The following is a 25,362-nucleotide window of genomic DNA, read 5'->3' as shown; positions in this document are numbered from 1 at the left end:
CGGCGCCTTCCACCGCCGGATACAATTCAGGAGAATATTATGAAATTCAATCCAATCATTGCCGGTGTGGCACTGTCGCTCATGTCCGGTGCGGCCTTTGCGCAGACCGCCGCTGCAACTGGGGCAGATGCGGCTCTCTCCGGTCCGGGCATCACGATGGGTAAGGTCGCGACGATCCCACTCAAGTATGTCAACATCCAGGACAATGATCTGGTCACGTCGAAGCTTATTGGCATCGACATTTATAACAAGCAGGATGAAGACATCGGCGAGATTGCCGACGTTGTCATCGGCGACGGAAAATCGGTGATTGGCATCGTTGCGAGTGTCGGCGGCTTCCTTGGAATGGGCGACAGCTACGTCGTTCTTGATCCCGCATCGATTGCACTGGCAGAAGATGACGGAACCTGGAAGGCTTATGTCGACACGACAAAGGACGACCTGTCCAATGCCCCTAAGCTCGATTACTCCAAATTCAAAAAGTAACGTTTTGATCCATTGAACTCCAGGGCCAGCGTCAAAGCTGGCCCTTCGTCGTTGCCGATCCGGGGGTCCAGAGAGGCTTTTGGTATGGCGTGGTGCGATGGTCTTTAAGCTCGCAGTGAACCGCTTCTTTTCCTGCTAAACATGGATGCTTGCGATAATGGCGGGACATCAGGCTTGTCTCCGCGCCACGTTTTTCATGGCTCTTGGTCCACAGACCTCACGGTGATGAGATCAACGCCTCTACTGCGGCGATCAATTGGTCCGGGTTGAATGGCTTCATCAGGACCGCAACATTACCAGATGTCTCCGGCAAGCTGTCCTTCCCATAACCGCTGACGAACATGAACGGCACACCCTTTTGCTCAAGCAGTCCCGCAACCGCATCGACCGGTTCGCCGCGCAGGTTTCCGTCCAGTAAAACACAATCAAGCTGGTTGTTGGCTATCATGTGGATTGCTTCTTCCACGCTCGTTGCCGTACCAACCACTTCAAATTTTGCATTCTCAAGCACGTCGGCAATGTCGAGTGCGACCAGCGGTTCGTCTTCGATAATGAGCAACCGCTTGGTCACGCTGTTGCGGTACTGCAGCACCGGAGGCGCCCTAAGTGCCGAGCGTGGCAATGCATTGCGGGCTTTGGCCACATCGAACGCTATCACGGATCCCATTTCCATGGTGATCGTCCACGCCAGGCCATCCGAACCCGCGTGCATCGTGGCCTGCCCGCCCTCCGCTTTTGCGCTCTGCTCGATCATCCTCGTTCCGAAGCCCCTCGGCCGTTCCGGATCGATGGCAGGCCCGCCGAGCTCCTTCCAACAGAGCTGTAAAACAGTGCCGTGTACGGTCCACTCGACATCAACGAAGCCGCTCGGCGTCGAATGCGCACCATATTTGCCGGCATTGGTGGCAAGTTCGTGAACGATCATTGCAAGATGCAAGGCGGATTGTGGCTTCAGTTGGATAGCCGGGCCGGATGCGCGAAACCGGGAACAATCGAGCGTGCCGAGCTCAAGCTGATCGGAGATTATCTTTGCAACGCAGGCTCCGCTCCACGTTGCGTCGCTGAGCAGTGAATGGGCCTTTGCCAGGGACTGAATTCGTCCCCCGAAAGTCTTTGCGAATGTAGCCGCATCGGATGAATGCCGGAGTGTCTGGGTGGCTACCGCCTGGACGGTCGCCAATGTGTTCTTGACGCGATGGTTGAGTTCGCCGACCAGAAGCCGCTGCGTTTCCTCGGCGCGCTTGCGCTCGGTGATATCGAGTATCTGAGCGCTGAGGGAGGAGAGCTTTCCAAACCTGTCGAACAACGCGGACACATACCACTCTGCGAAGACACACGTGCCATCCTGCGCGTAGGATGTCAGTTCGCATATATCCCGGCCAGCGCCTTGTCCTTGAAGGAGCGGTGCAGCCGTCGCATCGAAGCGATCTGATTCCGTATCGCGCAGCCAGTCGATATCCTTGTAACTGCGCCCAAGAACCTCGTGGGGGTGCCATCCGAACAGCTTGCGGGCGCCGTCTGACCAGGATGTGATCCTAAAGGCGCTATCGAACTGCACCAAGGCAAGGGGAGAATTATCGGCGTGTGCTTGTGCCTGGTCCAATGCTTCCTGCAGCTTGGCGGCATTGTCACGCAACTCCTGGCGCTGGCGCGCCAACTCGAAAAATACACCCGCCTTGTTGGCCAGGACCTGAGGATCGATCGGCTTTTGCAGATAGTCGACCGCTCCGGTCTCGTAGCCGCGAAAGCGGCGGGTCTCGTCAGCTGATAGGGCAGTTACGAAAATGATCGGGACGCGGCGGGTTCGTTCAAGCCCGCGCATCAATTCTGCCAGCTCAAATCCGTCCATTCCCGGCATTTGCACGTCGAGCAGTGCCAGCGCGATGTCGTTGACGAGCAGCATCTCCAGTGCTTCAGCACCGGATTTCGCCTTGATCAGTTCCAGGCCATCGCGCCGAAGCAGCGCCTCGAGCGCCACCAGGTTCTCGTCGAGGTCATCGACAAGCAGAAACTTCACAGTGTCACGCGAGACCATTGGCGGCTCCTGTCCCGGCCGGGCGCGTAAGCTTGCGATAGACCCTCTCGCTTCTGACGAATGCATCGAAACCTTCTTTGTGAGCGGAAAAATCGATTGTTTCCTGAAGACCAAGTCCGAGAAAGCCGCCTCGAACAAGCGAATGCTCAAATAGGCCGATTGCCCGATTCTGCAACTCCCTGTCGAAATAAATCAGCACGTTTCTGCAGGAGATCAGGTGCATTTCGGCAAAAACTTGGTCCGTAACGAGACTATGCTGCGAAAAAACAGTTCTGGCGCGGAGCGATTTATCGAAGATCGCAGAACCATAGGCCGCCGTATAGTAATCGGACAGCGAGGAGCGTCCGCCCGACGCTTGGTGGTTTGCCGTGAATTGCGGCAGGCGCTCGACCGAATAGATTCCGGCTTCGGCTTTTTGCAAGGCAGCCGGGTTGATATCTGTTGCGTAGAATATCGTTCGTGCCTCAAGCCCTTCTTCGCGAAAAAGGATGGCAAGAGAATAGAGCTCCTCGCCGTCGCTGCATCCCGCGACCCAGACCTTGAGCGACGGATACGTCCTCAGATGTGGCACAACCTGTTCGCGCAGGGCCTTGTAGTAGGTTGGGTCGCGAAACAGCTCGCTGACCTGGATGGTCAGAAAATTGAGCAATTCCCGAAATATCGCCGGCTGGTGCAGAACCAGATGCTGCAACATCGAAAGACTGTCGCAGCCGAAATGCTGGCGTGCCTGCTCCATGCGCCGGGCAAGGGATGCTTGTGAATAGCCACGGAAGTCATAGTGGCTTTTTTGATAGACCGCTTCAAGCAGGAGGCTCAGTTCGATCTCGTCAACTGGCCGGTGCACTGGAGGAAGATCGCTCATCGCGACATCCAGACGCGCACCAGCGAAAGCAGCTTATCGACATCAAGTGGTTTGGCGAGATAATCGTTGGCCCCGGCGGCAAGGCAGTTTTCCTGATCCTGCGGCATGGCCTTGGCCGTTAGCATGATGATCGGCAAGCTGTTGAGCCTTGCGCGGTTGCGGATTTCGCGCGTCGCTGTCAATCCGTCCATCTCCGGCATCATCACATCCATCAGGACGAGGTCGAAGGGCAGTGAGGGACCATCGGCCATTCTCTGGTCGATGATCTTCAGCGCCTCAAGGCCGTTTCGGGCGATCGTGACAAGCGCGCCATGGGTCTCGAATATGCTGGTCAACGCGTAGACGTTGCGGACATCGTCTTCGACGATCAGGATCCGCCTGCCCTGAACAGCTTCATCCCGGTTGAGTGATTTGACGAGCATTTCCTGCTGTTGATCAGGCAGCGTCGAAACCACCTGATGCAGGAACAAGGTCACCTCGTCCAGCAGTCTTTCGGGCGATTTGGCACCCTTGATGATGATCGACTTGGCATATTTTCGCAGGCGCAATTCGTCGTCGGCCGACAGATCCCGTCCAGTGTAGACGATCACCGGAGGGACGGCCACGGAACTGTCCAGGCTCAGATGGTCCAACACGTCCAGGCCGGAGGCGTCGGGCAGCGTGAGGTCGAGCACCATGCAATCAAAAGCCTCCTGTCTTAGCCGATCAACACATTCGGCAGCCGTGGCTGCACCCACTGTGCTGACATTGCGTGACCCGAGCAACAACCGGACACTTTCCAGCTGGGTGGCATCGTCTTCCACCACGAGGACGCGCCGGACGGGCTCGGACAGGTTGTTTTCCAAGCCCTCAAGTGCATGGGCAAGCTCCTCGCGCTTGACGGGTTTCAGCGTAAAGCCGGCGGCACCCAGTGCGCGTGCCTTGCGCACATAGTCACCGGCAGAGACAACATGGATCGGGATATGGCGCGTGCGCAAATCGTGTTTCAGCCGGTCGAGGACGAAGAGCCCGGTGTGATCCGGAAGACCTATATCGAGAACGATTGCATTCGGCAGATATTGCCTGGCCATGCTGACGCCATCGTCCGCCGTGCCAGCGATAATACATTGCAAGCCAAGCTCATGCGCCAGATCGAGAAGAATTTGCGCGAAATGCACGTCATCCTCGACGGCAAGCAGAAGCCTGCTGCCAGCGGTGAGCATAGTGCGATCATCAGGGATAATCGGGGTCGGCACGGGCGCTGATAGCGCTGTACCTGACTTTTCGAGAGCCCTTGCGGCCGTTGCCCGATTGAGGCTCACCGTTGCCTGTCTGTCAAAAGTCCGCACAGGGGCAACGGTTGCAGGATCGTGTGCGAGTGGGAGGATGACCGAGAACGCGCTCCCCTCTCCTTCCTTGCTGCTAACCTTGATCTCGCCGCCGAGCAGTCCGCTCAGCTCGCGGGAAATCGAAAGCCCAAGCCCAGTGCCGCCATATTTGCGGCTGATCGTTCCATCGGCCTGCCGGAACGGTTCGAAGATAGCCTGCAGTTGACTTGTCGAAATGCCGATACCGCTGTCACGAACCGTAAAGACGATCTGGGTCTGGCCTGCTCGCTCCACCATAAGGCCGATTTCGCCGGCATGGGTAAACTTGACAGCATTCGACAGGAAGTTTTTGAGGACCTGCTCCAGCCGAAGACTATCGGTGACGATCGAAGCGGGAAGATCTCCAGCAGTCTCGATCCGAAACGTGAGCCCTTTCTGTTCGATCGCAGGTTCGAACGTGTTCTTCAGCTTGCCGATCACGTCCATGATGCCGGTTGTCTGAAACTGCACTTCGACCTGTCCAGCCTCGATTTTGGAGATGTCCAGGATGTCGTTGATGAGGGTCAGCAGATCATTGCCGGAAGAGCCGATGGTTTTTGCAAACTTCACCTGCTCCGCGCTCAGGTTGCCGCCCTTGTTCTCAGCCAGAAGCTGCGACAGGATCAGCAATGAATTGAGCGGCGTCCTCAATTCATGCGACATGTTGGACAGAAATTCCGACTTGTAGCGGCTCGCCTGCTCCAGGTCCCGGGCCTGTTGCTGCAGCGTCAATTGCGTGCGGGTCAGATCGTCGCGTTGCGCTTCAAGCTCCTGGGTCTGCGCCTCGAGCTGGGCATTGTTCTGCTCAAGCTCTGCCTGTTGCAGCTCAAGCCTTTCCTGCGAAAGCTGCAGTGATTGGCTCTGCGCTGCAAGCTCGTCATTGGAGGCATGCAGCTCATCGCTCTGCGCCTGCAGCTCCGCCGCCTGTTGTTGTGTCTCATCAAGCAACCGCCGCAACGTTTGCCGGTAATCGGCAGAGCGCAAGGCGACCGCCATGGCGGCGGATACCCTATCGAGCAACTCGGAATGGTCGGCATGAGCCGGTGCCAGATAGCCGAGTTCGAGAACGCCCTGGACGACGCCGTCATTGACGGCTGCCGCCATGACCAGGTGCCGCGGCAGTGCCTTGCCAAGCGATGAGCCGACATAGATGTAGTCGTCCGGTACCTCGCTTAGCGAGATCAGTTTGCCATCTTTCGCAACCTGGCCCAAAAGGCCGTCGCCGATGGTGAATTGCATAGGCACTGGCGCATCATTCGGAATGCCGTAGGACGCGGCACGCTCGAATTTTCCGTCGCGACTGACAAAAAATGCACCACTGGCCGCGCCGAGATACCGCGTCAGGAAGATGAGAATCTTGTCTGTCACCTGCTCGACCGATTGGTCGCCTGCAACTTCCCCGGCGAGGCCCATCTCACCGAGTTGCAACCATTCCTGCCGGCGGATCGCCAGCTTGTTCTGAATGAACAGATACCCTGTTGTCGCAATGATCCATGCGGTGATCACACACAAGGTCCGGTTGATCCGCGCCAGCTCTTCGCTGACACCCGCCGGAGCGAAGAAATAGCCGATGACGATCAGCACAGTTGCGACGGCTGCAATCGCAAGCGGCACAGCGGGCCGCGCGGCGAGATAGGAACATGCGATGGCGAGGAGATAAACGACCCATACGGCCGTTCCAAGTGGTAAAAGCAGATCAGCTACAAAAGGAGCGGCTACCAGGATCGCCAGCAGGGCGTAAAGCCATGGCGCGAGCTTTTCTTCGAATGCAACAGTCATGATGGTGATGGGACCCCGATCGGCGGTATTGCGGACGGTCACCAGATAGGTCAGCAGTTCGGTATCGTCCAGTGATCAGCAAGAAGTTGTTGCTGCTACGAAATGCAAAGGGTCAACGCAATCGCTTTCCAACGACTGGGGCGGGGACACCGCGCCACCTTGAGATGTTGAGGGGCAACAAAGGGTGGGGTCCGTTTCGGCCAGCCGAACCAATGCCGGACCGGCCCCTGCCTGCGGTTTCTGTCTTCAAGTGAGTTACTTGATGCCGATCGTGTCCGCGATTATGCTTTGGACTTCGTTCGCGAACGCTTGCGGAGTTTGCATCAACCGTCACATTTGGGAAGGTGGATGAATGTCGTTCGGTCCTCACTAGTCTTTCAACAGTCATGAGTCCCTGACCGCGACACATTGCGACCCTTAGCGCCCGGCGGTTGGATTTGTGTTCCCAAAATAAAGAGCAACGCGCCGAAGGCCGCAGAGCCTGCAAACATGAGAAACATGGCGGGGCCACCAAAAATGCCGAGTGTGACGCCGCCAACGGTCGGCCCAAGGAAACCGCCGACTGTCGAGAGCGAATGCGCACCAAAATAGCTGCCCCGGTTCTGCACATTCGAGATGCGATCAACCAGGGTGTATTCTGAAGGCACGACGAGGATCTCGCCCGCTGTGAAGACGACCATCGAGAGGGCGAACTCTGGCAATCCCGTGGACACCATGAAACCCACTTGGCCAAAACCGAGAAGAACGCAGCCGACCCAAAGCGCGCGCAATGGGCCGGCGCTTTCAATAAACCGCCGCGCGATCGGGTTTCCGGTCAGGACAACAACTCCGTTTATCGACACGAGGTAGGCGAAAATTTCCGCGCCCCCCGCTATAGATTGCGTTAGGTAGGGAGCTAGCGTAGAGGTCCATTGACCATACACGGCAATCAGCAACGTGCTGGCACCAACGAAATAGATCAATTGTGGGTCACTCATCGCGGCGACGAGGCTTTTGATCAGAGACGCTTGCTCTGATGCTCGACAATCGGCGTGTTGGCGCGGCGGTAGCTTCAAAAACTGCAACGCGATTGCAAGCGCCGCGTAAACCGTTCCAGCAGTTATGAAGAGGCCGGTCGAGGCAATGCCAGCCAAAACACCGATCAACGGACCAATGGCCCATCCGACATTCGAGGCTGTATAACGCCAGGAGAAGTATTTAAGTCGCTCGGGTTTGGCGCAAATGTCGCTCATCAGCGCCCGCGAGATCGGTCCGTAAATCGAGATCGCGACAGAGGCTGCGCTTTGCGCGAGGCAAAACGCGAACACCGTTTCGGCCAGCCCCATGCCAATCATGGCAAACGCCATCCAAACTAAGGTTAGCGAAAGCACAACCCTGCGCCCAACTCTGTCCGAAATCGATCCTGCCAGTGGCGCTGTCACAGCTCCAATCAAAGGGCCAAGGCCCAACAGAAAGCCGATCATTGCCGGGCCAAGGCCGAAGGTCTCTTGCAGTTTTATTGCGAGAAAAGATAACGTCATCGCACGGGCAATCGTGACGAGGCCCGCCCCGATAACGAGAAACACGGCAGCATGGGGGTTGGTTTTTTTGTCGCCCATCTCGCCACTTACCTTCCTTGCAGAACGTCGCGGAACAACTTCAGTAAGTATTAGGGCGGCGCCAACGAAGACATTTCACATGCCTTTTCGTTGCAATTAACAGTGTCGGTCAGATTGCGGCATCATCGGTCCTGCGGAACAGAAAAGCCGACTGAGCGGCTGCATCTCTGGCTGGCAAGACGAGGGCTCAGTGCCTCTGCCAGTCAACACACAAACCTCCTCGAGTTGATCGATATCTGGAGTGGCGGTCGCATTCTGGCCGCGCTTATTCCTATCTCGTACGTCGTTCAGCGGGTGGGTCAAGCTGCCAAAATCGCTAGATTGTCGGAACAATCGGCTGCGTCCATAGATGTTGACCCGGAGCCTAGGAACGGCAGGACCGGCGAAATCTGAAAAAAACATGTCGATGAATCGTCAGACAAACTGCGCCACCAGCCGACTTTGGAGGATGCTATTATGGTTGACCCGCAAATAATCGAACGCTGGCGTAACGCCCCGCGCCTAACAACTTTCTCCACGTTCTTCGAAAGAACTGCGAGCGGACAGGGAGGCGCCCCGGACCTTGGGCGACCTGAACCGGATCTTAGTCTACTCGATTTCGATCTCGACTGTGCTGCCTATGGTGACACGCACACCCGCCTTTTTGGGAACTTTGACAACCACTATCACGCCAGCATACCCTATCGGCTTGAAGAGACGTGCCGTCTCGGCGCTGCCATTTTCACTTTCTCGCTCCAAGTCTGGGCCCGAACCGGCGTCCCGGCAACGGTTTATACCTTGGGCGCCGGCACGGGCTGCCTCGCACGCTCGGTGGCGGCTCTTGGCGACGGACGTATCGAGACGCTCGCCTGCAGCCCGACGCCCGCCAATCGGCACGCTTTTTTTGCCAAACGGGGAAGCGAACATGCCCATTTCTTTCTTGGTCCGTTTTTCGAGCTGGACAGCAATCGCTACGCAACCGATCCGGATCTTCTGCAATTCCGCAGTGGGTTCGACGTCTTGCTCGAGGACACGACCTTTCAGATGTACGATCGAGATAGAGCGCAGCAACTGGCATTCATCGCACCCCGCATTCGGCACGGCGGCATCCTCGTGCAGGTTCAAAAACTCGCAAATGAAGACCAGGACGTCTATGAGGAGCGCGAGCGCCAGAAGGATGACCTGTTCAAAAGCCGGTACTTTACGACCGGTCAGATCTCCGAAAAGAAGGCTGAGATCCTCAGCACCATGACGGGTTGCCAAGTCGATCTGAAGACCACAGTGTCCGCTCTGCGATTGTTTTTCCGCTATTCCGCGCTGACCTGGAACAGCGGCAATTTCTACACGATCGTCTCTTCGAATTCTCGGGCGTCTATGCTGCAGTTCGTATCTTTGATGGTGAAGCCGGCGATCCCTCCCGCCTATTGCTACGAAAGGCTCCCAGCTACGCTTATCGATACGGATTCGGACCCCCTCGCCGCTGATCTCTCGTGGCGCAAGGCCAATACGATGACATCACTCGCTCCGAAACCATCTGCGGCATCTTGAGATGAGCACGGGCCAGCCGGCTGAACCAGGCGAACATTGTGGCGTCGCCGATATACGGCGCTCATTATCCTACCTCATGCCGCATCTTACCCCCTACTGGGTTCGGCCGCTGCGCTCCTACGCTTCGGCCGTCTATGAGATTGAACATCATCAATCCGATAGTGCTGCGCGAAACCATGCGATGGATCTCCTTCGCAATTGTATCGAGAGAGCGGCGCGCAGGTCGGGCTATAACGATGAGGAGGCTCGAAGCGCCAGTCTTGAGCTACTTGCATCACCCGTATTGCAGACTGGCCCTCATTGCCTGCTGGTTCTTGAACCCGACGCGTTTTACACACATTTGTTCAGTCTGCTCGGTTTGATGGCCCATGGCCGTCAATGGCACATCACCTACTTTGTCTCGACATCGGCGTTCAAGGAGAGGGCAAAAAAGGGGCCAGGCTGGCTGCAGCTTGAAGGTGAGCCGCTCAACCTGTTCGGCCTTCCGCGAAGCCGAATGGACGGCAGCAGCATTGCGTGCTCGAATGGCTCCTACCGTTTCGCACTTTCGAACTCCACAGGCGAAGCCGCACCCAACGCCTCTGCTGTTCGCCTGCTTGAAGAATTGCCGTCCGCTGCATTTCCGTCGGCAGCCGAAGCGATCAGGACGGCCAATCAAACTCTCTGGCGCCACAAGTTCCCCGCGTCGGTAAAACTGCTTCAACTCGATGACCTCGACATTGCCGACCTGATTGCCGACCATCTTAGCGATGAGGGATCATGGATATCGGCGCATATGATAGGCGACGGCGCCATCGCTGAATCAATATCGAGTGAGATCGACCGACTGAACGCTGGCGCCTGGGGAGGCTGGATCCGCCGAACAACCGACTTCTTCTGGCGCATGGAAAAAAACAGAGTTGTCCCGTTGCGCCTGCAAGCCGGTATGCTGCGAACTGATCGGTCCTCAACAAGCTTCGAAGTTGGATTCAACCCGGGTAGCCTTGCGACGGCTCTTCGGCAGCGCACGATCCTGCCCAGCTTGTTCACGGCGTTTTTGGTAACCTCGATCCTACCGGGCGTGAGGGTACTCGGGGGATGCCGCCAAACGGTCTATTTTCCACTCATGCGGTATCTGGCGTCGATAGGCATTGAACGATCAGGCGATCTCAGTCTCGTGAAAGCACTCACGGAAGACGATCGACCCGGACTATGGGGTCATCGCGTCCTGAGGCCATCCGGAGGCTATCCCTTTCACGAGATCGAGCGCGCTCATAGCGTGTTGCCCCTTTTAGCAACTTACGCGGAGATGCCGTTGCTACATGCCAGTGGCGACCTTGCCAGCTTTACGACGGATCCGATCTGGAGGAAGTTGTCAGGACATATCGCCGCCGGCGCGATCACTCGTGCGTCCGATGAGTGGCGTTGGTCCGGCGCCTGAGCAGGGAGGGACGAGTGCAACGCCTCTCGTTGCTCTGTTCATTAAGGTAGGCCGTCGTCGGTCCGGGTAAGAGTCGGCAATGAAGCTCCGGCGGCCAGATTTCGAGAAGAGCTAGCGGTGAGACGCTCACTTAAGACTGGCTCGAGGCATTGCCCGAAACGAAAGTCATCTATCCGCTATTTCGATTCCCTGAAGCGAACGCCCGCGCCGCCGCCGTTTTCCGGAATGATATCAATCCCGGCCTTCACAAACGCTGCGATTATACTTGCCAGATTATTGCCAATGGGTTTGTGCGCTCCGCGTTCAAAGTCAGCAATTGTCTGGCGAGACACATTTGCTGCTTCCGCAAGCTGGGCCTGGCTCCAGCCCAACATAGCCCGTGCCCCGCGGCACTGCTCAACGGTAAGATGATCTTTACTCAAGGCAAACTTTCTGATTGACTTCTATCATTCTGTAGGAAACATTGATGCTGCGGCCGAGTAGGTGATGGAAACACCCGCTCGACCTAACCACAATCAAGCTGTTGGGAGCTCGGATCATGGCTGATTCTGAGAATAGCAGAACTTTGCCTGCAATCATCCATAGAAACTCTTCCCAACTTCCGAGTAGGGCAGACCTCACCGTCTGAGCGATAGATCCATCTCTTCGCGGGCACGAAATCGTGCGAGGTGAAGAGTTTATCCCCGCGCCGTGCTCACAAAAACAAGAAGGGAACATCATAATGCAATCACTGCATCGACTCCGCACGTCCATACTCGTAGCGAGCCTCGCTACGGCAGTGTCCGCGGGGTTTCTCGGGACCTCGGCCATGGCGGAGGATCTGCGCATCGGGACCCAGCTCAAGCTGATGACGCTCGATCCGCACTACGCGGATCTCAATGAGAACAACTCGCTGCTATCCCATATCTACGAGCGTCTCGTTATCCAGGACGCGCAGTTAACTCCCCGACCCGGTCTTGCAGTCTCCTGGAAACGGCTGTCAACGACGCAATGGGAATTCAAGCTGCGCGATGGCGTCCGATTTCACGATGGCTCGCCCTTCACTGCCCAGGACGTCATCTACTCTATCAAGCGCATCCGGGACTTTCTGAAACCACCAAGCGGGGGTTTCCAGACATATACGCAGGCGATCAAATCCGTAACGGCTCCTGATCCAATGACTGTGGTCATCGAGACGATCAGCGATGTCCCGACGCTCCCGCTTTCGCTGACCTCCATATTTATCATGGCGCACAAAGCGGGAGACTTTGCGACCACGCAGGATATCAACTCCGGAAAACAGTCTTTCGGGACCGGACCTTACACATTTCAGAGCTGGCAATCGGGTGAAGTTCTCAATCTGGTGCGCAACGATGCCTATTGGGGCAGCGCACCTGCCTGGTCGGGGGTTGCTTTCCAGGTCATAGAAAACCCTGCGGCGCGTGTTGCCGCGCTGACCACGGGTGATGTCGATCTTGCTGATTATATTCCGGCGCGTGACGTCGAAGGACTTGAGCAGCGCGGCTTGGCAGTTGAAAATACAAGCGCTGCCCGTTCCAATTTCCTGCAGTTTGATATCGGCCGCGAGATGCCGCCGGGTGTAACCGACAAATCGGGAAATGCTATCCATAACCCCTTCCGGGACAAGCGCGTGCGTCAGGCTTTGACGATGGCGACAGACCGCGCCTTCCTCGCCGACAAGATCCTCCTCGGGTACGGAACGCCCGCAGCGCAGCTCTTTCCTCCCGGTTTGTCAGGCACGTCGGCGAATCTCAAGGTAACGCCGCCGGACTATGACGGTGCAAAAGCCCTTCTCGCAGAGGCGGGTTTTCCAGACGGCTTCAATGTCGTGCTCGCCGGGCCAGCCGGCCGATACCCCGGCGATAGTGAATCGTTGCAGGCGATCGCGCAGAACTGGGCGAGAATTGGTGTTCGCGCCCAGCCTGTCGTCGCACCTTTTTCGGTCTTCGCCACGCAGAGATCGAATGGCGCCTTCCCGGTGTGGTACGGCGGCTGCTCAGGCGAGGCTGTGACCTTCTGCCTCAGAGCGGTTCTCGGCTCTCCGAATGCGGAATCCGGGGCCGGTTCGCTCAACTATGGAAAATACGAGAACCAGTCCTTCGACGCGATGCTGGAGACGGCAATGTCAATGGAAGACGGTCCCGATCGGAACGAGGCGGTCGCACGAACAACGGAACTGGCTATGGCCGACTATCCGATGCTTCCGCTTTATCATTTTCATCTGATCGTCGGGCACGGGCAAAAGGTGGGTTCCTACGCGGTTCACCCGCGCGGATGGACGACGGCCATGCAGGCCGTTCCCTCGGAAGAGTGAGGGCGCTGCGATGATGACCACAATCGTTGGAAGGCTTTCACAAGCGCTTCTCCTCCTCCTCGTCATGTCGTTGATTGGGTTTGCCGGCATCCACAGCGTCGGCAACCCTGTCTATAATATCGTCAATATCGAAACAGCCACCGTTGAGGATATTCGCAACGCAACGATCGCCCTCGGCTTGGATCAACCGCTCTGGCGACAGTATCTCCTCTTCCTGGGCAATGTCGTCACCGGAAATTTCGGAACGTCGTACATCTACCATCTGCCAGCCTTTGGTCTGGTGATGAGCAAGCTTCCTGCTACGCTGGAGCTGGCTTCGATTGCCATGTTAATAGCAGCTCCGTGCGGCATCTTGCTCGGGCTGCTGGCAGGCCGAAAACAGGGTGGTTCCATCGACCGCGTCATTCTCAAGATGAGCGTATTTGCTCTCAGCATTCCATCATTCTGGCTGAGCATGATGCTGATCCTGGCCGGCGCAATCACTTTAGGCTGGTTTCCGTCAGGCGGTCGCGGACCAACCTTATCACTCGGCGGACAGGGATGGAGTTTTCTTACGGCGGAGGGCCTGCGGCGGCTAACACTGCCGGCATTGGCGCTTGCCATTCCCAACATCGCGCTTATCGCACGGCTTGCACGTGCGGGAACGATCGAGGTGGAAAGCCAGGATTTCGTCCGGTTCTGCCGGGCAAAAGGCCTCTCACCGAGGCGCATCCTGTTCAGGCATACACTTCCGAACATCAGTATTCCCATCGTAACGATCGTCGGGATGCAGTTTGGCGGAATGCTTGCGTTCGCCGTCGTGGTGGAATCCATCTTCGCATGGCCGGGAATAGGCAAGCTGTTGATCGACTCCATCCAACTGCTCGACCGGCCAGTCGTGATGGCAACCTTGACCTTCGTTTCCCTCACCTTCGTCGGGCTCAATGCGCTCGTCGATCTGTTCTACGCCATGCTCGATCCGCGCGTGCGCCTTTCCACATGAAAGGAAATTCCATGAACGCCAAAACTATCCGTACGCTTTGGAAGCGCCACAGAGGAAACAGTATTAACCTGCCAGGGCTGCTCCTTGCAGCCTATGTTCTGCTGGCGTTGGTCGCACCATTCATCGCGACCCAGAATCCGTACGATCCATTACAGATCTACGGATGGGAGGCGTCGTCGCCTCCTTCGACCATGGGAGGTGCCGGATACTTTTATCTGCTCGGGACCGACGGTCTGGGGCGCGATATATTGAGCACCATTCTCTACGGCCTGCGCATCAGCCTCTTCGTCGCCATGACCAGCACCGTCTTTGCGGCGTTGATCGGACTTACAGCAGGGGTCAGTGCAGCGTATTTCGGCGGGTGGGTCGATGTCATCATTATGCGCATCGTCGACCTCCAGCTCAGCCTTCCAACCATACTGGTGGCCCTGATCGCCATTGTCACACTCGGACCGGGGATCGATCGCATCATACTGGCGATCATCATCGTGCAGTGGGCAACCTACGCCAGGGTCATTCGAAGCGTTGCGCTGAGCGAAATCGGCAAACCCTATCTGGATGCAGCGCGCCTCCTGCGGCTACCCGCGAGAAGGGTTATCTTTCGGCATCTTCTTCCCAACAGCGTTGCGCCGGCCATTACTTTGATCCCGATAGAATTGGGACATGCCGTGGCGCTCGAGGCAACCCTGTCATTTCTAGGGCTCGGCGTGCCAGTCGACAAACCTTCGCTTGGCTCAACTGTCGCAAACGGCTTCCAGTACCTGATGACCGGTCAATATTGGATCAGCTTGTTCCCCGGCCTCGCCCTGTTTGGCCTCATCGCAAGCATCAATTTCGTCGGTGAAGGCGTCCGACGCAGCCTTGATCCAAGGAGCCGATCCCATGAAGCATGATAGCCCAAACACCCCCTTGCTGGCGGTGAGAAATCTCACCTTGATGCATCGCGCAACGACCGGCTGCACCCCAATCCTGCGCGATGTTAGTCTGAACCTGCAGCGCGGTGAAGTCCTTGGACTGATCGGCGAATCCGGAGCTGGAAAGTCGACCCTCGGCAATGCCATTCTCGGCCTGCTCGCACCCGACTTCGAAAGGACCGCCGGCACTATCGTCTTCGATGGCAAACCGCTCGATGCTAGCAACACGCGGCAATGGGACGCGATCCGAGGGCGCCGCATATCCGCGATCTTTCAAGATCACACCGCATCGCTTGACCCGCTGATGGCGATAGGTCCGCAAATCGAAGAGGCAATCCTCGCCACGAACGACAGCGTCTCACGCCAGCAAGCACGCGACCGTACCATCCAATTGCTGACCCGCGTCGGTATTTCGGGCGCTCGCGAACGATATCACAGTTACCCTCACCAGTTTTCCGGAGGGCAGCGCCAACGCGCCGTCATTGCTATCGCGCTTGCCGGGACACCCGATATCATCATCGCGGATGAGCCGACCTCTGCGCTTGACGCAACCGTTCAAAAGCAAATCCTCGCCCTCCTGCGCGAACTCGTGGATCAAACCAATGTATCGATCATCCTCGTGACACATGACATGGGCGTCGTCTCGGAAATCACGGACAGGGTGGTTGTGATGAGACATGGCGAGGTCGTGGAACAGGGCGACACATCATCGCTCCTGGACGCGCCTCAACGGAAATATACCCGAAGCCTTCTCGCCGCCGTCCCGAGACTTCGCGTGTCCGGCGCTGAACAGGAAAAGGCCTCTGTTGAAAACCCGCGCTTGCAGCCTTGTTCTGCTGAATCCGGCAGCTGGCCAATCCTCGTCGCCCAAGGAATAACGAAGTGCTTCTTCGGAAGCGGCTTCGCGATCTTGCGCAAGAATTCCCAGACACCTGCCTTGCAAGATGTTTGCGTTCAATTGAACCGTGGGACGATTACCGGAATTGTTGGCGAAAGTGGCAGCGGCAAGAGCACGATCGGAAGAATTATCGCGGGTTTGGAAACCGCAGGCGGGGGCAAGCTCGACATCGATGGCATTTGTTTCGACCCTACCCGGTCCGGCGCGCGCAGCGGCCTGCTCGGAAGAGTCCAGATGATCTTCCAGGATCCGGCGATGTCGTTGAACCCGCGAATGTCGGTCGGCGAAACATTGCGAGAAAGTGTACGGTTCGGCGGAGCCATCAAGGATGACGAATTATCGGTTGTGGCGACAATGATGGATCGGCTGGGGTTGGCGCAAAGCCTCCTCCCCCGGTATCCCCACCAACTCTCTGGCGGACAGAAGCAGAGAATATGCATCGCGCGTGCGCTTCTCGCAGGCCCGAGAATCATCGTTGCCGACGAACCCACCTCAGCCCTTGACGTGTCGGTACAGGCAGAGATCGTCCAGCTTTTGAAGGAGAACGTGACGGAGCAGGGGATTTCCATGCTCTTCATCTCGCACGATCTCGCCCTCGTGCAGGACCTCTGCAGTTCGATCTACATTTTCAAGGACGGCAGGGTCGAAGACGCGGGCCCGTCGGAGTTCATCTTCAAACAGTCGCAGAACCCATACACACGAAGCCTGATTGACGCTCGCCCCAGGCGATTTACCCACTGACGACGGCAAATACCATGGGTCGCCGAACCGACCGCCTGTCGAAATCCACGCACTCATCCAAATTGGCGCGGCGGCTGTCCGCTGCGAAGGAAAGGTCTGTCATGACGAACACATTCACGATCGCAGTAACCGGACAATCTCTTATCAAACACGACATTCGCGGTGTTGAGACACCAGGGTTCAGAGGAGCGCGAGACGTCCTTGGTCGAGCGGATCTCTCGTTCACCAACTTCGAAAGCACCATCCTTGGAAGCCATGGGGGATGGCCGATGAAAGGATCGTTCTTCGGATGCAGCCAACCGGTTGTCCTTGACACCCTTCAAGCTCTGGGATTTCAGGCACTTTCGCTGTCGAACAATCACGCTTTCGACCTGGGACCTTCAGGGATCCTCTCAACCTGTGAGGAAGTAGAGAGGCGCGGCTTCCTGCACGCTGGTATCGGACGCAACCACACAGCAGCAGCCCGTGCTGGCAAAGGCGCGTTTGGCGGCAGAAAGGTGGCGCTCGTGGCCATGGATGGAGGACCAGGACCGGATTTCATGTATGCTGGAGATGCCGCCTCAGGTCGTCCCGAGCGTCCGGGTGTCAATCGGCTGAGGGTGACCAAGGTTATCGACGTCGACGACAACGCTTTTGAAGAGTTGCGAAAGGTCCGTGACAAGGTCGGCTACACGAGGATGGATCTCGGCAACGATAGCCAACCAGACGACGCTCCCCACGTCGAGCTCGAAGCCGAGATCAGTCTCTCCCGCGCCATTTTCCGGCGCTCTGATAGCGTCCGCCGAAACGTCACTGTCGACGAGGTTGATATAGCACGAAACCTCGCCGCAATAACGTCTGCAGGCGAAGATGGGTACCTGGTCATCGCCTACCTGCATCACCACCATTGGTCCTCGGACTGGTATCAGGTTCCTGATTGGGTAGGCGCAGTTGCCAAAAAGTGCATTGATGCAGGCGCGGCCATGTTCGTCAGCCACGGCGCTCCCGTTCTGCAGCCGGTCGAAATATACCGTCAACGGCCAATCTTCTATAGCCTTGGAAATTTCATCTTCCACGTAAAATCCGAGAAATCGCCTTGGATGGCTCGGGAGGTCTGGGAGAGCGTGATCGGCCTATGCTCGTTCGGCGAGGATGGCAAGCTTGTTGGGATGTCCTTCCATCCGATCGTTATTGGCGGCACCGAACCGTCAAAGTCTGACGCGTTAGAACAACGCCTCGCGCCGGAACTTGCCCGTGATGGCGATGCCGAGAGGATATTGCAGCGTTTTCAAGAGCAATCGGCGAAACTTGGTACGGAAATCCAGATATCCGACAGCACAGGCTTTCTGAAGATGTAGGCGGGCTGCACTGCGCGGAAATCGACGGCTTAAAACTTCATGGCATGCCCTGTGTGACGGCCTGAAGCCGGGCGGCGGCTCTCACGCTTGGGACGACTGCCAGGTTGTCTACGAGCGCAATTGCCGCACTCTACTGAGAAGGAGCTTGAGAGTGCGGCAGTGAACGCCGAAACCATGCGGCGCAACGATCGGCCACTCTGCACCGTTGGCCCAACAACCCTTCGCTGAGGAACGCAAATTGTTATCATATGCAAGAACTGACCTGAAATCCTGACACCACAGCCCTGACGTTCAACGATGAAATGGTCGCGTTGGATCAATAAATTCGTGCTTGAAAAACTGAGAAGAGGGCAAAAACGGACGTTTTTAAGCGTCGTGGGCGTCAATCCGAAATCCCGTAGTCAATCTATCAAAGTTGTCAGATTGCCGATTGTGACAGACATCGGCATCCTTGCCGCTCTCCGCTGAAGGTGAGGGGCACGATGTTAAAAATATTGACTAAGCGTGATCGGCACGATCCGGCCTACGAAGAAATGCTGCGCGGGAGAGCCACGGTTTTCCGTGACAGGCTGAACTGGAATGTTGAGGTTGTTGACGGTAAGGAATTCGATTTTTACGATCGAAACGAAAATCCTATCTATCTGATATCCCTCGACCATACTGGAAAAGTGGTTGGGTCATTGAGAGTGCTTCCGACTACCGGCCCGACGATGCTCAAGAGCGACTTTGGGTTCATGTTTCAGGAACCGGTGAACAGAGAGAGCCCCACCGTGTGGGAATGCACACGATTTTGCGTTCACATCGGTTCCGATAACAAAATACTGAAATCGAGGAATGTCGCCGTCCAACTTTTATGTGGTTTGTGTGACTTAGCGCTAGAGTTTAACATCGGGGCTATTATTGGCGTCTATGACCTGCCAATGCAGGCTGTCTATAGGCGGCTCGGTTGGTCGCCCAGCTTGCTCTCCGTTTCTTGGCCGCAATTTGGTAAAATCTGCTACGGCGTGTGGGACGTAACTCCGACGATCCGCGATCGCTTGCGCAATCAGGTGAGACAATTCGGCCTCGAAACTCTCGAGTTTCAGTCTCTGCACAACAACAAATCAGTTCGCATCTACCCGAAAGCAAATTGTGCTCGATAAGGCATGATCGCGAGCTTTTGTAATCACTCCACTTATGGTAGCATCTACGGAGGCGTTCGGAGCACGGAGGAGATCGTGGAATGGCCAAGCGTTCTTTACTGACCCACGCGAAGAGCGTCCTTGATGAGGCGTCAAGCATGGTCGAGTTGGAGGAAGCTGTTTCTCACATCAGGGATTGTTATCGCCTGTCACATCTTGTCTTTCATGTGGTCGGCTTAGGGGCTGGTAAGGCCAAGCACCCAATGATCCTATTGACATATTCTCAGGAGTGGGTGGCTTTCTATAACCACGAGAATTTCTTCGATCTTGACCCGGTTGTGAAGTTGAGCCGAACCGGGTTCTTGCCTGTGGACTGGTCGCTTTTCGATCACGCCTCCCGGGAGACCAGCCGTTTCTTCCGGCAGGCCCATTCGTTCGGAGTTGGCAGATTTGGCCTGACGATTCCCGTCCGCGGTCCGCAAGGAGAGCGCTCGTTGTTTTCGGCAACTTCCAACTTGCGTGAAACCGAGTGGCGCCACCTGTGTGCGGATTGCATGGTTGATCTGCAAATCCTCTCCCACCACCTGCATGAGAAAGCGCTTGCGACCTCAGGGTTGCGCGATGATCGAGCTGGGAAGAGATTGTCAAGGCGCGAACTCCAGTGCATCAACATGATCGCGAACGGGCGACTGCCAAAACAAATCGCCGCGGAACTCCAACTTTCTGAAAGCGCCGTTCGGCTCTACATGCGAACAGCGAAGCGAAAGCTTGGCGTGTCCACGACACCCCAAGCAATCGGACGAGCCGTAGCCGGTGAACTCATCCACGTTTGATTGAAACGTAGATACGAGCACCCCGACGTTAAACGGCCTCATTTCCCGGGGGCGCTAATATTGCTCAAGCTTGGGGCGCCGGATCCCGGTATCCCCGAGCGTAAAACGTAGTGAAAACAGGCGATGGATAAATACTCTCTTACTCATTTCTTGCATCTGGCTGAGTCCCACGCAAAGGCCGTCTCCACTGTCAGAAGCGTACGCCAGATGGTTGACGGCGGCGACCAAGAGGTCTGCGCGGCAATCGATCAGGCGGAAGCCGAAGAAGGCATCGCGCGCTCCGCGGTCATATGCTGGAGACCAAATTCGGCGATCGAAGCGCAAACCAAGTTTCTCTACATGGCGCACTTCATCGCCAATGCGCAGATTTCATTAGACGGACAAGAGATGGCTACGATGATGACTTCAATTGAGCATCTTCGGTAAAGCCGGACTTATCTCCAGTGCATTGAGCGAATGGATCACTCGACTGGCGGTGTTGAATTGCCAGCACCGACTTGGAGGACGGAGATCGCCTGAAGCAGGGCGGCAATAGATGCCATCGTCGGGGCCGGCATTTCGTCTAACATTTTAATCATGCGGAATCTGGCTTCCGACTCCTCTTGAGTCTTGCCCCATAGGTGTGGAGCGGCGGCGAAGAGCATTCCGATTGGCGAGACCCCGAGAATCTCACTCAGGTGAATCAACCTGCTCACCTGCATTTTGGAGGAACTCCGCTCATAGCGGCCATATACCTGCTCGCTCAGCCCCACAAGCGTTGCGACGTCCGCCCTGCTCAGACCTTTTGCCTGGCGACACTTGCGCAGCTCGTCGCCCAACTTAGCGTCAAGCTCCTCAAAATTTGATGTCCCGCTGAGCCCTTCGCGTCGAAAGACGGGCTTTTCATTCTCTGGGTCTGTGGTTTTCACCAGCCCGAGTTCGTCAATATGGTTCTCTAAATTCTTACTCATATTCCATTCGATTCAAACATGGCGCAAGAAACATACATCATGTCCACGGCCAAAGGCTACGCCCTTCGTGTGCGTATCATGGATTGTTCCTACGGCGCACGTTTCAGGCCGTATTCCTATTATTTTTTCATAGCGATCAACGTTCCAGGTTAAACCAAAAGCGGTTGGTTTGCCCGTCCGTCTCGTCTTTTATGTCGAAGTAGTAGGGCGCGCTACGCAGCGGGCGGGCTTTATACTCGGTGAATGAGCAGGAATTCGCCCCAGAAAAGATGCGTGTCACGCCATCTTCTTTCGTACGGCTTTGCCCCCCATTCGACGAGCCGAACAAGCGCCGTCCACCCTTGCACTGGTTCACAGCCCGCATGCAGCGGGACTTTCCGCGGCTGAAAGTCGAGCCCAGATCCCCGTCGGTGGGCGCCCATCCCGCTGGGCAGTCTCCGTATTGCTCATAGCCCGGTTTACCAGCCCCGCCCTCAGGGCAAGTTGGCCAGGAGAACCCGGGCTTTTTCATCGCCGATATGACCTTTTCCATCGGCGGGTGACAGCTTTCCACACCTCGCCAAGAAGGACCAGACGAGGCCGCGCAAAGCAGAACCTCGCAACCCCATTCGCTCGCGTCCGCAGGTGCCGAGGTAAAGCCGGTGAAAGCGAGCCACGTGATCAATGCAAAGCGATTCTTCATGGGAAGCTCCATTACTCAATAGACTATCGGTCCCGACGCGCAGGCTGGCGCCGAGCGTCCAGGAACGGTGGCGATATCTCGCTGTTTCGCTCGGAGAGGAGATTGATGTCGGCCTGCGGTATGCGTCCCAAGGTTTTATCGATCGCTCTGTCACGCCACTCCTGCATGTCGAGCACATAGGTGCTCCACATTCCGTAGCGCGCTGCAATCGCAGACCGTTGCGCCTCAACATAACGCCTGTCGCGCGCAACCGCGGTGTCCACCTTCGCCCATCCGACCCGGAGCATTTCAAGCGCGATGTCTTGATCACCGACTTTACAAACGCCACGTGATTCGAAAGTGCGACCATCCGCCACGGTGTTACAACGGACAGCGCGGTGTCCAATTGTCCTCTTCAGCCACGCCTTTGCCAGCGCACCGCATGGTACCGGCGCAAGCGATTGAGCGGTCGCTGCAGCGGCCTTGGGATCAAATGACCATTGCACCAATTCGCAACTGTCGATGCCGGCCAGTCGGAGGAGTATACGGTCAGCAGGAAACCAAAGCGTTCGCCCATCGACAACCGCAACCCGGCCGTTCACCATCAAGCGCGGAGAAGATTCGATGGAACTCGGAAACTCTCCGGCCACCAGATCGGCTCCGACCGATCCGTGAGGGAGTGTGATCAGAATTGTGAGTGACAGGACAAAGCTGCGGATCATGGCCCTCTATCCTGGTTTCTGGCCGCACGGCTCAGCAATATGGCGGGATGGTGAACGTCATCGAACTGCCAGAGGCCGCGTCGCGTCTCTCGAGCCCTCTGCTCTGCAACAGCATAGGTGGAGGAGATCGGCATCCCCGCTTCGTTGAGGCTCGCAAAACCGTAGCCTGCTCCAATCATCATCATTGCGAGATCAAGTCTCTGGCCGCCGACCAGCGCATAACAGACCACGAAGGTGAGATCCTTGCGTCCAGCGACCGGAGCGCAAGCCGGTCTGGTATCCTTCACAAACGCTGCGAGCACGGCAATGGAAGCCTCTCCACAATCGCGCCTGTTTCCGATAGCGTCCGTGTACCCCGTCCCGCGCAGGCAAGACTGCAGGCCGTAAAGCCGGTATCGCCGACCGGCTGATACCCAAGTGTCACCCGTCTCGAGCACAGTCCCTGTGGTAAAGTCGAAATAGCCCGTTGGCGCAGCGATTGCGGCGTGGCTCGTCGCGAATGCCAGGGCTATAGCGCCAAACAACCGCGTCTTCATTGTTTTTGAACGCGCGGATCGGCCCACATGCCGAAGCCAGCCCTGCCTATTTTTTCCGCCTCCGAAAGGTCCGGTCGCATCGGCGTGCCATCAGGCTTCTTCGAAAGCCGAAGCGCGCCAAGAGAGACCAACTGTTCTTCAAGATTTTCGACTGAATCCGAGGACCCTGGATAATGATAATATCCGAAGCATGTGGCGTCCTGCAGCGGCACATCGCGCTCGGTTATGAACGCCCGGCAAAAAATGACCTTCGCCGCCTTGACCATAACCTCCAACTCCTGGCGCGCATAGTCGGCGCAGGTCCCCGCGAACCCCTCTTTCTGGTTGACCATATCGCCGCCGCAGGGTTCCAGCCCGTAAAGATGCAAACCCGTGTCCGGATCGATAGCAATGTCGACGGGGGTCTTGACGGCAAAGCCGTTCGTGGAGGCAAAGCCCCTTCGATCGATGACCTTTCCGTCGGGGTCATAGTACTCCACGACCAGAACGGTTTTCCCTGGAGCCGCCAGCGATTTCACATAGGCCGGGTCGACCGTTCCAGACGCCCAGCATGTCGGCGCGACGAGGATGGCACATACTGAAACCATAGCTGCACCGATGCTGTTCGTTACGTTTTCTGTTCTCACCATTTCAACCCCTAAATGAATATTTTCACTTTTCGACTCGAGTTTTTCGATGTAAGTATGAACACCAACGGTAATTTAATCAAACGAAAAAACAGCACACCTGATTGAGATCGAGCTTCATATCGCGTCGATAACTTGGCGGCGCAAACCAAGAAGGGCCATCCCGTTGAAGATATTATCAGCCTCTTTCGGCGTAGGCCTCCTCGCCTTTGGACCCTATCCTGCATATTCGTTTGATTACAATCGGTTTTACGCAAACGAATTGGAGCGAATAGAAACCGGCGCTTCGGTATTTCATCAGAGAGACCAGTTTGCGGTAGAGCCATCGGGTGGGATCGACAAAATCCCGGGCGAGGCAGACGTGAACACAATCGGTCCAACCGGTATGCAAACTCGAGATTCGAAGCGCGTCATCAAGAAGCGCGTACCGGGTGCGAGATCAGACCTAAATATGAACACGCGATATTCAGATCCTGCTGGAAGGCTGCAGTCGGATGGCGAATGCGGGCCATCTCCGATGACTGCAGCGGAGATTGAGCAGCTCGTCGTCCAGACCGCCCAGACTTATGGCGTCGATACCGGGCTGGCCAAGGCAATCGCATGGACAGAAAGCAGGTTCGATCAAACCCGCAACAGCGACCAGGGCGCCCGCGGAGCAATGCAGCTCTTGCCCAGCACAGCGCGCGGACTAGGTGTCCGGGATATTTGCGATCCGGTGTCCAATATTGACGGTGGCGTTCGTCATCTCAAGCTGATGCTTGACGAATTCCAGAACCCGATCCTTGCCGCTGCCGCATACAATGCGGGTGCGCAAGCCGTCTACGACAATGGTGGCGTTCCACCGTTCCCCGAGACCGTCCGCTACGTCGCCGCTGTCATCAATCATCAAATGGGCTTGCAAATACCCCGGACGTCTTTTGCGCGTGGGGTGGCCGCCTCTTCCGACGAATTGGCCAGCGATGTGCTCGGCGCCCGAGGCAGCCGGTTCGTCCAGGGCGTCATGAAGTTCTGAATCCAAAGGAGACGTAGAATGAATACCAGCCTATCTCCCAACTATAAAACGGTGGTGAAGGCCGCCGCGATCATGTCTGCGCTCGCCGCATCGCAGCTTGTCACCGCCGACGTGGCAATAGCGCAGGCAACCAACCAGGCATTCGCCCCCCTTCAGACTGTGGTGCAGGCCGTTGTCGACTTCATTACAGGTCCCTTTGGCCGTCTGGTCGCAATTATCGCAGTCATTGGACTGGGCTTTCTGGCGTTTGCCGGCCGCTTGAGCTGGTTCACCGCCGGCGCAGTCGTTCTCGGTATCGGCCTGGTCTTTGGCGCGCCCGCCATTGTCGACGAGCTTATGTCAACGGTGGGGAACTGACAGATGACGGAGTTCGAAGACGACAGACCGGTCCTTACCCCACTGATCATCGGCCTAACCCGATCGCCGACGCTGTGGGGCGTTCCGTACATGGCAGTGGTCATGGTCATCGGCCTGACGATCATCGCTTGGCTCGCCACCAATACTGTCTGGGCGCTGCTGACAGCACCGCTCGCTTATCTGATCCTGTTTACGCTGTGCACCAGGGACAGCCGGATCCTCGACGTGTTGCAAATCGCATCGCGCATGACACCAAAGACGCCCAACACATCCTTTTGGGGCGCCAACTCTTACGGACCGTGATC

Annotated in this window: 24 protein-coding genes; 14 read left to right on the top strand and 10 right to left on the bottom strand. The window is 56.8% G+C overall.

Annotated elements, in window-relative coordinates:
- The first annotated feature begins 39 nt into the window (after positions 1 to 39).
- The gene (locus R6X40_RS17695; RefSeq protein WP_318415118.1) at positions 40 to 486 is read left to right on the top strand and encodes a PRC-barrel domain-containing protein; all 447 of its coding nucleotides are present in this window, start codon (positions 40 to 42) and stop codon (positions 484 to 486) included.
- Positions 487 to 703: 217 nt separating this feature from the next.
- On the opposite strand, the gene R6X40_RS17690 is transcribed toward R6X40_RS17695, so the two are convergent.
- The 4 genes from R6X40_RS17690 to R6X40_RS17675 all read right to left on the bottom strand — a co-directional run bounded on the left by R6X40_RS17690 (position 704) and on the right by R6X40_RS17675 (position 8,106).
- A complete protein-coding gene (locus R6X40_RS17690; protein WP_318415117.1) occupies positions 704 to 2,521 on the bottom strand; it encodes a response regulator in 1,818 nt (605 codons plus the stop codon).
- Positions 2,508 to 3,383 (bottom strand): protein-glutamate O-methyltransferase CheR, encoded by an 876-nt coding sequence (locus R6X40_RS17685; protein WP_318415116.1) that lies wholly within the window; start codon positions 3,381 to 3,383, stop codon positions 2,508 to 2,510. Before R6X40_RS17685 ends, R6X40_RS17690 begins: the two co-directional genes overlap by 14 nt.
- Complete coding sequence (locus R6X40_RS17680) at positions 3,380 to 6,508, bottom strand: response regulator (RefSeq protein ID WP_318415115.1); 3,129 nt, start codon at positions 6,506 to 6,508, stop codon at positions 3,380 to 3,382. Before R6X40_RS17680 ends, R6X40_RS17685 begins: the two co-directional genes overlap by 4 nt.
- A gap of 377 nt (positions 6,509 to 6,885) precedes the next feature.
- The gene (locus tag R6X40_RS17675; protein WP_318415114.1) at positions 6,886 to 8,106 is read right to left on the bottom strand and encodes an MFS transporter; all 1,221 of its coding nucleotides are present in this window, start codon (positions 8,104 to 8,106) and stop codon (positions 6,886 to 6,888) included.
- 456 nt (positions 8,107 to 8,562) lie between these two features.
- Between R6X40_RS17675 and R6X40_RS17670 the strand changes: the two genes are divergently transcribed.
- The gene (locus tag R6X40_RS17670) at positions 8,563 to 9,633 is read left to right on the top strand and encodes a class I SAM-dependent methyltransferase (protein WP_318415113.1); all 1,071 of its coding nucleotides are present in this window, start codon (positions 8,563 to 8,565) and stop codon (positions 9,631 to 9,633) included.
- A 181-nt stretch (positions 9,634 to 9,814) separates the two neighbouring features.
- Positions 9,815 to 11,053: a hypothetical protein gene (locus R6X40_RS17665; protein WP_412178411.1), complete on the top strand. Its 1,239-nt coding sequence runs from the start codon at positions 9,815 to 9,817 to the stop codon at positions 11,051 to 11,053.
- Positions 11,054 to 11,229: 176 nt separating this feature from the next.
- Here R6X40_RS17665 and R6X40_RS17660 read toward each other — a convergent pair whose 3' ends face one another.
- On the bottom strand, positions 11,230 to 11,475 hold the full coding sequence (locus R6X40_RS17660; protein ID WP_318415111.1) for a helix-turn-helix transcriptional regulator: 246 nt from the start codon (positions 11,473 to 11,475) through the stop codon (positions 11,230 to 11,232).
- Between the two features lie 386 nt (positions 11,476 to 11,861).
- Here R6X40_RS17660 and R6X40_RS17655 point away from each other — a divergent pair, with 386 nt between their 5' ends.
- The 8 genes from R6X40_RS17655 to R6X40_RS17620 all read left to right on the top strand — a co-directional run bounded on the left by R6X40_RS17655 (position 11,862) and on the right by R6X40_RS17620 (position 20,619).
- Complete coding sequence (locus R6X40_RS17655; RefSeq protein ID WP_318415109.1) at positions 11,862 to 13,367, top strand: ABC transporter substrate-binding protein; 1,506 nt, start codon at positions 11,862 to 11,864, stop codon at positions 13,365 to 13,367.
- Between the two features lie 10 nt (positions 13,368 to 13,377).
- Positions 13,378 to 14,349 (top strand): ABC transporter permease, encoded by a 972-nt coding sequence (locus tag R6X40_RS17650; protein ID WP_318415108.1) that lies wholly within the window; start codon positions 13,378 to 13,380, stop codon positions 14,347 to 14,349.
- Between the two features lie 11 nt (positions 14,350 to 14,360).
- A complete protein-coding gene (locus R6X40_RS17645; RefSeq protein WP_318415107.1) occupies positions 14,361 to 15,242 on the top strand; it encodes an ABC transporter permease in 882 nt (293 codons plus the stop codon).
- Complete coding sequence (locus tag R6X40_RS17640) at positions 15,232 to 16,902, top strand: ABC transporter ATP-binding protein (RefSeq protein ID WP_318415106.1); 1,671 nt, start codon at positions 15,232 to 15,234, stop codon at positions 16,900 to 16,902. Before R6X40_RS17645 ends, R6X40_RS17640 begins: the two co-directional genes overlap by 11 nt.
- A 101-nt stretch (positions 16,903 to 17,003) precedes the next feature.
- Complete coding sequence (locus R6X40_RS17635; RefSeq protein ID WP_318415105.1) at positions 17,004 to 18,239, top strand: CapA family protein; 1,236 nt, start codon at positions 17,004 to 17,006, stop codon at positions 18,237 to 18,239.
- A gap of 482 nt (positions 18,240 to 18,721) precedes the next feature.
- Positions 18,722 to 19,381: an acyl-homoserine-lactone synthase gene (locus tag R6X40_RS17630; RefSeq protein ID WP_318415104.1), complete on the top strand. Its 660-nt coding sequence runs from the start codon at positions 18,722 to 18,724 to the stop codon at positions 19,379 to 19,381.
- 80 nt (positions 19,382 to 19,461) lie between these two features.
- Positions 19,462 to 20,193: a LuxR family transcriptional regulator gene (locus R6X40_RS17625; protein ID WP_318415103.1), complete on the top strand. Its 732-nt coding sequence runs from the start codon at positions 19,462 to 19,464 to the stop codon at positions 20,191 to 20,193.
- A 123-nt stretch (positions 20,194 to 20,316) separates the two neighbouring features.
- On the top strand, positions 20,317 to 20,619 hold the full coding sequence (locus R6X40_RS17620) for a hypothetical protein (protein WP_318415102.1): 303 nt from the start codon (positions 20,317 to 20,319) through the stop codon (positions 20,617 to 20,619).
- 35 nt (positions 20,620 to 20,654) lie between these two features.
- Here R6X40_RS17620 and R6X40_RS17615 read toward each other — a convergent pair whose 3' ends face one another.
- The 5 genes from R6X40_RS17615 to R6X40_RS17595 all read right to left on the bottom strand — a co-directional run bounded on the left by R6X40_RS17615 (position 20,655) and on the right by R6X40_RS17595 (position 23,649).
- Complete coding sequence (locus R6X40_RS17615) at positions 20,655 to 21,143, bottom strand: helix-turn-helix transcriptional regulator (RefSeq protein WP_318415101.1); 489 nt, start codon at positions 21,141 to 21,143, stop codon at positions 20,655 to 20,657.
- A gap of 136 nt (positions 21,144 to 21,279) precedes the next feature.
- Positions 21,280 to 21,825 (bottom strand): hypothetical protein, encoded by a 546-nt coding sequence (locus tag R6X40_RS17610; protein WP_318415100.1) that lies wholly within the window; start codon positions 21,823 to 21,825, stop codon positions 21,280 to 21,282.
- 23 nt (positions 21,826 to 21,848) lie between these two features.
- A complete protein-coding gene (locus R6X40_RS17605; RefSeq protein WP_318415099.1) occupies positions 21,849 to 22,526 on the bottom strand; it encodes a thermonuclease family protein in 678 nt (225 codons plus the stop codon).
- Positions 22,523 to 23,062 carry a thermonuclease family protein gene (locus R6X40_RS17600; protein ID WP_318415098.1) on the bottom strand — a complete coding sequence of 180 codons (540 nt, stop codon included), beginning with the start codon at positions 23,060 to 23,062 and terminating at the stop codon, positions 22,523 to 22,525. Before R6X40_RS17600 ends, R6X40_RS17605 begins: the two co-directional genes overlap by 4 nt.
- Positions 23,059 to 23,649, bottom strand: a complete 591-nt coding sequence (locus R6X40_RS17595; RefSeq protein ID WP_318415300.1) for a hypothetical protein — start codon at positions 23,647 to 23,649, stop codon at positions 23,059 to 23,061. Before R6X40_RS17595 ends, R6X40_RS17600 begins: the two co-directional genes overlap by 4 nt.
- Positions 23,650 to 24,205: 556 nt before the next feature.
- On the opposite strand from R6X40_RS17595, the gene R6X40_RS17590 reads away from it, so the two are divergent.
- The 3 genes from R6X40_RS17590 to R6X40_RS17580 are packed head-to-tail and all read left to right on the top strand — an operon-like array spanning position 24,206 to position 25,360.
- Positions 24,206 to 24,700, top strand: coding sequence for a lytic transglycosylase domain-containing protein (locus tag R6X40_RS17590; protein WP_318415097.1), 495 nt, complete (start codon positions 24,206 to 24,208; stop codon positions 24,698 to 24,700).
- 18 nt (positions 24,701 to 24,718) lie between these two features.
- On the top strand, positions 24,719 to 25,057 hold the full coding sequence (locus tag R6X40_RS17585) for a TrbC/VirB2 family protein (RefSeq protein WP_318415095.1): 339 nt from the start codon (positions 24,719 to 24,721) through the stop codon (positions 25,055 to 25,057).
- A gap of 3 nt (positions 25,058 to 25,060) precedes the next feature.
- The gene (locus R6X40_RS17580) at positions 25,061 to 25,360 is read left to right on the top strand and encodes a type IV secretion system protein VirB3 (protein WP_318415094.1); all 300 of its coding nucleotides are present in this window, start codon (positions 25,061 to 25,063) and stop codon (positions 25,358 to 25,360) included.
- The last annotated feature ends 2 nt before the right edge of the window (positions 25,361 to 25,362 follow it).

This window comes from Rhizobium sp. PL01 (genome assembly GCF_033447125.1).
Taxonomy (GTDB): domain Bacteria; phylum Pseudomonadota; class Alphaproteobacteria; order Rhizobiales; family Rhizobiaceae; genus Pararhizobium.
The sequence above is the reverse complement of the archived record's forward strand: the minus strand, read 5'-3'. Positions and strand labels throughout refer to the sequence as shown.